This is a genomic window from Neobacillus drentensis (assembly GCF_036965645.1).
Lineage (GTDB): Bacteria > Bacillota > Bacilli > Bacillales > Cytobacillaceae > Neobacillus > Neobacillus drentensis_D.
This window is the reverse complement of the sequence record NZ_JBALPZ010000106.1, coordinates 1-2,531: the sequence shown is the minus strand read 5'-3', so window position 1 is coordinate 2,531 and position 2,531 is coordinate 1. Positions and strand designations below refer to the sequence as shown.

The following is a 2,531-nucleotide window of genomic DNA, read 5'->3' as shown; positions in this document are numbered from 1 at the left end:
AGAGGAATTGGTTACACCATCAAGGAGAAAAAAGATGAAGATCACAACAAAAATTAACCTGTTAACAACAGTCTGGATGCTATGCATTTTAATGATTATTAATTTTGTGGTCTTTTTTTTATTTATGAAAACAACCGTAAATATGGAAGAGAATGTCCTCTTTCAAAAGGCAGAGGACATTTTAAAAGGGATGGATACAAACTCCTTTGCTAGTAATGTTAAATTAAAGGAATATTTAACGGACCATTCATTTATAAGAATTATTCAACCGAATAACAAGGTCGTTTATGAAGTAACCAATGACCCATTACTTTCAAAAAAAATGAAAGGAAAATACACAACAACAAAGCAATCCCAAACGCGAGTGATTTCGGCGGAAAACGGGGAAGAAGAAGTGTTGATTGTTCGTTTGCCGATTAAAAGAGGAATTAGTGGGAGCTTGGAAATAGGAGAAAGGCTATCGGGTCTAGAAACGAGAAAAGAAATTCTACGTGGTATATTAGGGTTTTGTACCCTATTAGCAGCTCTATTGTCCTTACTTGGAGGGAGATGGTTAGCGAATATGATCATGAGACCCATTTCCAATATGATTAACACCATGGAAGAAATTGAAAAAAGCGGTGTTCCAAAAAAGATCAATATCCAAAATAAAACGAGAGATGAACTTTATACAATGGCAAGTACATTTAATCGTATGATTGATCGGCTCCAAGAAAATTTGGCAAAGCAAGCGCAGTTTGTTTCTGATGCATCGCATGAATTAAAGACTCCCTTAACCATCATCAAAAGCTATGCCAATCTCTTAAGAAGGCAGGGGTTAGAAAAAAAAGAAATAGCCGAAGAAGCCATCCAAGCCATTCATACTGAGGCAACTAGAATTCAAAAAATGACTGACACATTTCTAGACCTGGCAAACTTAGAAAATGAAAATATATTAGAAATAAATAAGATCGATTTGGTATCTTTATGTGAAAGCATTTTAAGACAACTAAAAGAAGTATATAAAAGGGAAATATTATTACGTTTTGACGAAAATCCAATCATCATCTATGCAGATGAGTTAAAAATCAAGCAAGTAATTATCATCTTGCTTGATAATGCCATTAAATACAGCAATGAAAAAATTGAGGTCTTCTTAGAAAGAACGCGCCAACATGCCGTAATCCAAATCATAGATTATGGAATTGGAATCCCAGAGAATGAAATAGACAATATTTTTGAAAGGTTTTATCGAGTGGACAAAGCAAGAAGCCGAGAAACAGGAGGCTCTGGTTTGGGTCTGCATATCGCCAAAAGTATTATAAAATTGCATAAAGGCGACATTAAGATTAAGAGCAAAGAAGGATTAGGTACGAAAGTAGAATTGTTGTTACCAATTAATAACGAGTAAACTCAGAAGGCGTGTTTTCTTGGCTTGTTCAGGATACCAAAGGTTTGCTTATCTAATATTTTACGTAAAGCCCCTCAACTAACTCTGAGGGGCTTTTCATTTTGAGAGGTTGAATGGGTCTTTGAAGAAGAATCTTTATTCAAGGCCAATAATAAAATCATTCCGATCATACATGCTGTACCAATCCATTGAAAAATACCAAAGGGTTCTTTTAACCAAAAGACCGTAGTTAAAACGGCAGCTAGTGGCTCTATACTGCCTAGTAGACTGGATTCTTTAGGTAACAGACTTTGAAGACTTTCTATATAGAACCAAAATGCAATCATCGTACCAAATAGGATGACGAAGACTAAATAGGAATAAGCTTCTAACGTCAAGCTTTTAAAATTCATTTGCCAAGGCGGATGGATAAAACTTAATGCAATACCACCGATAATCATTGCCCATCCGACAATGACAAGTGAATCGAATTGTTTTAATAATGGAACGGCATATAGCGTATAAAATGCTAAAGCTATTCCAGATAAAATACCCCAAACGATGGCAGGAGTTGGCACAGATAATTGAGAGATTGAGCCATTTGTTAATAAGAAAAAACAACCAACTAAAGCCAGCAAAACAGTCAACACATCATTTCGGGTTAGCACCGTTTGCTTGCGGAAAAGTAAGTACACGATAATCATTACAGGGGCTAAATATTGTAAAAGTGTGGCAACGGCTGCATTTCCATGTTTAATGGAAGCCATATAAGTGTACTGGACCGCTAGCATACCTATTAATCCGAAGATCATTAATTGAATCGCGATCTTACGCGATTTCCAAACACCAAGGATCTGGGAACGGTCTTTTCTAAAAAATTGAACGGTTAAGAGTAAACAACCAGCTATGAGCAAACGGATTGTTACGAGCCAATTGACATCGATTTGATACTGTTGAAAAAGTTTTTTGGCAATGGTGCCACCAATCCCCCAAAATACGGCCCCTGTTATAACAAGGAAGATTCCCTTTCGTCTATTCATGTTGATTCTCCACCTTTAAATATAAAAATAATATGATAATATTTTATATGATAAGGGAAAAACCCCTAAAATAATACCCGAATTGAATGAAAAAATATAAGTATATTGAGGTGGATATATGC

General features: G+C 35.6%; 2 protein-coding genes. One reads left to right on the top strand and one right to left on the bottom strand.

The features are described from left to right. A partial coding sequence (locus V7266_RS19365; RefSeq protein ID WP_335470051.1) for an ATP-binding protein occupies nt 1-1,390 on the top strand: 1,390 nt, incomplete at its 5' end. 74 nt (nt 1,391-1,464) lie between these two features. Here V7266_RS19365 and V7266_RS19360 read toward each other — a convergent pair. Beyond that, a complete protein-coding gene (locus V7266_RS19360; protein ID WP_335470049.1) occupies nt 1,465-2,409 on the bottom strand; it encodes a DMT family transporter in 945 nt (314 codons plus the stop codon). Between the last annotated feature and the right edge of the window lie 122 nt (nt 2,410-2,531).